Source organism: Paenibacillus koleovorans NBRC 103111 (genome assembly GCF_004000845.1).
In the GTDB taxonomy this organism is placed as follows: Bacteria; Bacillota; Bacilli; order Paenibacillales; family NBRC-103111; genus Paenibacillus_AA; species Paenibacillus_AA koleovorans.
In genome coordinates this window covers 21,941-28,041 of record NZ_BIMA01000100.1, presented here as the reverse complement: position 1 = coordinate 28,041, position 6,101 = coordinate 21,941, and the positions used below count along the sequence as shown (strand labels likewise).

Genomic DNA, 6,101 nt, shown 5'->3' with positions numbered 1-6,101 from the left:
AGATCGCGCCATTTCGTCCGATCTTTGGCCTGCGGGATAAAACATTGGGATTAGCCGGAGTTTGGCAGATCGCGCCATTTCGTCCGATCTTTGGCCTGCGGGATAAAACATTGGGATTAGCCGGATTTGGCAATATCGCAAGAGCAGTAGCATATCGGGCCAAGGCATTTGGCATTCACGTCCAAGGCTATGATCCTTTTGTAAGTGAAGAGATATTTGAGCAGGAGGGAGTTAAGCAGGCAAGCTGGGAGTCATTATTGCAAACAAGCGATATGATCTCCATTCATCTGCCGCTTCACGCAAGCACGCGTCATGTCTTTAACAAGATGGCCTTAGAGCAGATGCGCAGCCACGCCGTTCTAATCAATACCTCTCGGGGGGGAGTAATCGAAGAAACGGATTTGTATCATGCTCTGAAGAGTAAGCGGATTGCGGGTGCGGCATTGGATGTAACGGAGGAAGAGCCGCTTTCCCTTGAAAGTCCGTTGCTGAAGCTGGACAACTGCATCATTACCAGCCATTGCGCCTGGTACTCGGAAGAATCCATGGCGCGATTGCAGAGATTTGCGGCCTTGGAAATTTCCCGTTTGTTTAGCGGCGAGCTCCCTAAGCATATTGTGAATGGGAAAGAAATTGCCATGAGATAAGCAAGTAAAGCGGGACCCATTTGTTTGCTGAAAGGAATCATGCGTATGTTATATACCCAACGCGTGTTTTGGCCCCAATACAAGGATGCGGAAAAACTGGATCGTTTGCTGGCTTTTCTACAAAACCATGCGGAGATTAGCCGGGAAATTAGTTTTTTTACGGAAGGGGACGGAATGGATTGGCGGTATCTCCAAGTAGAGGAGATTGACAAAAGAGCCGAATTTCTTACCTATGCGGTAAAACGAACAAGGGAAGCCGGGTTTATTCCGGTCATTAATATACTAAACACGCTGGGACATTCAGACGAGGGAGGGGAAGCGGCACCCCGATTGCCCTGGCAGGAGATGGTCTGTTATACGGGCGCAGCTTCGGCTCATTGCAGCTGTCCTGCGGATCCTACCTTTCTAGAATATGTCAAATATAAATACAAGCGTTTTGCGGAAGCGGGTGCAACGAAATATTGGATCGATGATGACATTCGCTTTAATGCTCATCATCCTGTGAAGTGGGGATGTTTCTGCCCGCTTTGCTTAAGTGATTTTAATGATCGGCAAGGCGCCGGCTATTCACGCGAAGAGCTTGTGGCAGGATTTAAACGGGACCAAGGATTGAGAAAAGCCTGGATTCAGCGGAATAGCGAGGTGATGCAACACCTGTTGAACGCTTGCGTCGAAGGTATCAACGAAGGACATCCCGGGGCGGAATATGGATTTATGGTATGCGATATGACTTGGCTGCTGGATGCCCAAGTAAATTTCAAGAGCTGGTTTGAAGGCATGGGTTCGATCCATAAGGGACAGGCTTGGCTGCGTCCCGGAGGCGGATTTTGGAATGACGAACGTCCTAAGGATTTGCTCAGCAAGTTGTATTCCGTGCAAAAAAGCATTTCCGCTCTGCCAAAAGAAGTGAAATCTGCCTATGAAGTAGAAAATTATCCCTATACCTTAGGCTCCAAAAGCGTACAGATGACAGCACTTGAATGTTTATTGGTTACCCTGACAGCAGACCTGGATGGGATTATGTTTAATATGCTTGATCTGGCTGGAAATTCTTTGGCGACTTATGATGATTCGTTCTCAAGACTGGAGCTTGATCACCCCCGTTGGGAGCAAGTCTCGCTGCTGGTGAAAAACTCCAAATCGATCGGTTGGAGTTTGCCGTATTCCTTGAAGCACTTCGAGAATTATTCTTATCAAGATGAGGCTGTTACAGAGATTAGGGAAATGCTTTATCCCAAATATCAAATTCCGCTTGTGCTGCAGCAGGCAGGGTTACCGTTCACAGGAAGCTCCGTAGGGGACGATAAATCTCCTTTCATTGGAGGGAATATCGTTAGCGGTCAGGTAGCAAGAGGAATGAGCCGAGATGAAATTGAACAGCTTCTGCGGTTCCCCTTAATTCTCGATGGAGAAGCCGCGCAAATTTATATTGCCCAAGGCTTGGGAGCCCGAATAGGGGTTGAAAACCTGCAAGCCTATTCCGCGGGAGTATTCGAGAGGTTTACGGATCACCCGTTGAATGGAGAGGCTGCGGGTTATATCAGGGCGGTAACCTTGGCTTATTTTAATTTACAGAGCTTCGCGATTCAACCTCTTCCGCAAACTCAGGTTTTGAGTAAGTTACTTAACCCGGCCTATGACGAGCTGGGTGCGGCACTAACACTTTATCATCCGGAGGGGGGAGAACCGGTCGCGGTTGTCGGACATTTGCCATGGAATCACGTTCTTTCCCCGCAGCGTATGCTGCAGATGTCTCAACTTTCTGCCTATATGTTAACGGAGCGTGTTCCCTTTAAGCTTAAATCCTTATGTCCGATCGTATTCTGGTTCCGATTTGACACGACATCTCAAAATCATCTGATCATCTTATTCAATCCGAGTTTTGATCCTGCAGCAAATGTTGAGGTTTATCCATCTGACGGTATCGGAGGGAAGGCTTCATTAGTTTACGCAACAGATCCGATCATTCTGCGCGAAACTGAAAAAAAATGCGTGCTCCATTTGCCGGCATGGGCTGTTGCGGTATTATGCTTTAGTAATTAATGAAATATCATAAAACCAAATTGAGAAAGTGGTATGGCTAATAAAGATTCATGTCCGAGATGTGTTTAAATTATTTCTATCCATGGCTCAAAATTGCTATCGGGTGGCTTTCCCCTGCTCATTATTAAAATAAGAAGGCCGCAGTGGATGCAAAAAACAAGGAGCTACGCGAGAACGAATCGCCTAGCTCCTTGTTTTTTCAATATGTCATCATTTTTGTTGCCGAGGCTGTCCCAAAAGTTGCTTTTGAGACAGTCTCATGTGCGCGATGATGACGCTGCGGGACCAACGCTTTTCACCTCGTTATGCGTTGTGAAGGTGATTCACAAATTTCTGAAGAATTGGCTATATTTTTTAGTTGATTGTCATACATTCAATGCCCTCCGTTGGTAGACTTGGTTTGTCAAGGCTCACAACGATTGAGTGGAAGGAGGATACATAAACCCGTCTTAGGCAATGGATATCGAGACAAATGCCAACACCCCAACTATTGGAAGGACAGCTTGATCGGATTCGAATCTGCCGGGATACAAGTGCCTGGAATTACCTCTAATAAAGGGATAGGTGATTTCATGAAAAGGAAAAGCTTGATCGTTCTTCTGTTGGCTAGCTTATTATGCGGCATGTTCGCACTTGGTACGGCATCGGCCGCCGATATGCTCATCTCAAATTACAGTTTCGAATCGGGCACGACGGGATGGACGCAATCATGGGGCAGTGGGGGCATTACGGTATCGACTGAGCAAGCATACAGCGGCACACACAGCGTGAAGGTAGTTGATTCTAGCGCCACGGCGCCACTCGGCCTGGAAAGCAATTATATGAGCGCCACGGCCGGCTCGACCTATATCGCTTATGCCCGCCACTATATCGCTTCAGGGGAAGCTTCGATTTATTTGCGCTTCTGGACGAGCACGAAAACACTCATTTCCGGTTCGTATTATTATTCAACCGCAACAGCACCGGTAAATGACTGGGGAACGCTCAAGGTGAAGGCGACAGCCCCGGCAAATACGGCATATGTGACGGTACTTATTTTTTCGCATACGCCAAATGTCGGTACCGCGTACTATGACGACATTCTTATTACGAAGGACTGGACCAATATCGGCGTGCAAATGACGATCGAGAACGTCCGTGGCGCTACCTTCGGTAAAGACGTGCATGGGAGTGACGTTATTTACGCTGTCATCGACGGCGCGGTCGGGACAGACGCCAAGCTTGTGGCTCTTTCGATCAATCCGATGACGGCCGGCAGCGTCTTCAATTTGCCCGGAGCGGAAGGAGCATGGAACGCAACTACAGCGACCGATGGGAAAATCTACGTCGGTTCGTACACCAACGGCAGGCTTTACCAGTATACACCTGGCCAAGGCTCGGTTGTCGATCTCGGACAGGGGATATCCGGCCAAGTTTTCATCTGGGACGTAGCCCCGGGTGCGGGAGGCAGCATCTATGGAGCAACTGGCAACGGCGGCGTAAAGTTTTTCAAATATACGCCGGGTGTCGGCAAGCAACAAATCGGCACAACGTTTACCGGAGAATCGATTATGAAAAGCATACGGCATGATCCGACTAACAACGTGAGTTATCTCGGCGTTGGTGCCCATGCGAATCTGATTCGCTACAACCACAGCACGGGGACGTCGTCGAACATTTTACCGGCCGCGTATTCAGGAGAGCAGTATGTCTATTATCTCGATTTTACCGGCGGCAAGTTATTCCCGCTCATGTACCCGAGCTACGAAATGCCGGTGCTGAATGTGACACCCGCCGGGGTAACGACGGTCGATTATACGATTTCGGGTGTCAATTCGCTTGGTGTTTCCCCTGAACGTGCCGGCGATGTGTACTACACGAAGGCGGGTGTGCTACACAAATACAACATTGCGGCCAAATCGGAAACGAATCTGGGTTTGACAACACCGTTTACACCGCGTGAGTTCGGTTGGGTGCAGCTCAACGACCAAACCACATATCCCGGTTATACGCTCGTCATGATTGGCAATACCGCTGGCAAGGTGGCCATGTTCCAGTATAATTTGCAGTCTGGACTGACCCGCTTTGCGGAGATTACGGTGCCGAGTGCGCCGACGACAATCGAAAGCATCGCCAGAGGAGCGGATAATAAAATATATTCGAGCGGCTACTTGAACGGAGGCACTGGCGTTTATACGACGATGCGCTCGGATTTGAACACTCCGACCTTGCGCGGTGTCGGTCAGGCGGAAGGGATTACGTCCCTGAACGGCAAGCTGTATTACGGTGTATATCCGGATGCGAAAATTATGGAGCATGATCCGCTTGCGCCGTGGACGATGCCGAGCGGCTCGAATCCCGTGGAACTGTTCCGGCTGTCCGGTCATAATCAGGACCGACCGTTCGGAATGGCGAGCGGCGGGGGCAAGCTGTTTATCGGTACCGCACCGAAAAATGGCTATTTGAACGGGTCGCTAACCGTCTACAATCCGTCAACCGGCACGCATACGTATTACGATAATATCGCCTCGAACCGCAGTGTCATCGCCCTGGCCTACCATAGCAGCACCGGCATCTTATATGGCGGAACCTCGGTATCGGGCGGTAACGGAGCGATTCCGACGCAGACCGAGGCGAAGCTTCTGAAGTTCAATCCGGCTAACGGCACATCCTCGCTGATCAATTTGCCGACCACCAATCTGAAGGCGATCACGGCAGTGACAGTCGGTCCGGACAACAACATCTGGATGATGGCCGGCGGCCGGCTGCTGATTTACAATCCGACGACGAGCGCCTTCGTGCATAACAGCGATCTATTCTCGGATGTCGTCTACAACCCGACGGCCGCGTCGGTCGTGCTGCGGGATGCTTCGCTGGTCACACATCCGGACGGCAACGTGTACGGGGTCATCCAGAACGCCCGACTATTCAAGATTAACGGCTCGACGAAGGCGATGACGCTGCTGTCATCTACGAATGGCGGCGTTGGGATTACATTGGATGAATTTAACAACTTAATGTATTTCAAAGGAATCTATTTGATGCGGTATGCGTTTTAAGCACCTTTTGCGGGAAGCCTTCCGGGCTTCCCTGTTTACTAATCGTGAAGGGAGAGCTGGAAAAGTGGAAAAAAAACTGATAACCGCTCTGATTGGCCTTTGGATTTTTGTCCTGTATACGGCCGTATCTGCGCTCGCTTCCGATATGCTCATCTCAAATTACAGCTTCGAATCGGGCACGACGGGATGGACGCAAACTTGGGGAACCGGGGGCTTTACGGCATCGACAGAACAGGCTTACAGCGGCACACACAGTGTGAAGGTGGTCGATACCAGCGCCACGGCGCCGCTCGGCCTGGAAAGCAATTATATGAGCGCCACGGCTGGCTCGACTTATATCGCTTACGCCCGCCACTATATCGCTTAAATGACT

General features: G+C 49.9%; 4 protein-coding genes. All 4 read left to right on the top strand.

What is annotated here, in order from left to right; translation table 11 throughout:
* The coding region (locus PKO02S_RS24875) for an NAD(P)-dependent oxidoreductase (RefSeq protein WP_246067345.1) at nucleotides 1-647 on the top strand (647 nt) is incomplete at its 5' end.
* 24 nt (nucleotides 648-671) lie between these two features.
* Nucleotides 672-2,690 (top strand): hypothetical protein, encoded by a 2,019-nt coding sequence (locus tag PKO02S_RS24870; protein ID WP_127587293.1) that lies wholly within the window; start codon nucleotides 672-674, stop codon nucleotides 2,688-2,690.
* Nucleotides 2,691-3,262: 572 nt separating this feature from the next.
* Complete coding sequence (locus tag PKO02S_RS24865) at nucleotides 3,263-5,728, top strand: carbohydrate binding domain-containing protein (RefSeq protein ID WP_127587291.1); 2,466 nt, start codon at nucleotides 3,263-3,265, stop codon at nucleotides 5,726-5,728.
* A 64-nt stretch (nucleotides 5,729-5,792) separates the two neighbouring features.
* Nucleotides 5,793-6,095 (top strand): hypothetical protein, encoded by a 303-nt coding sequence (locus PKO02S_RS24860; protein ID WP_127587289.1) that lies wholly within the window; start codon nucleotides 5,793-5,795, stop codon nucleotides 6,093-6,095.
* Nucleotides 6,096-6,101 lie beyond the last annotated feature (6 nt).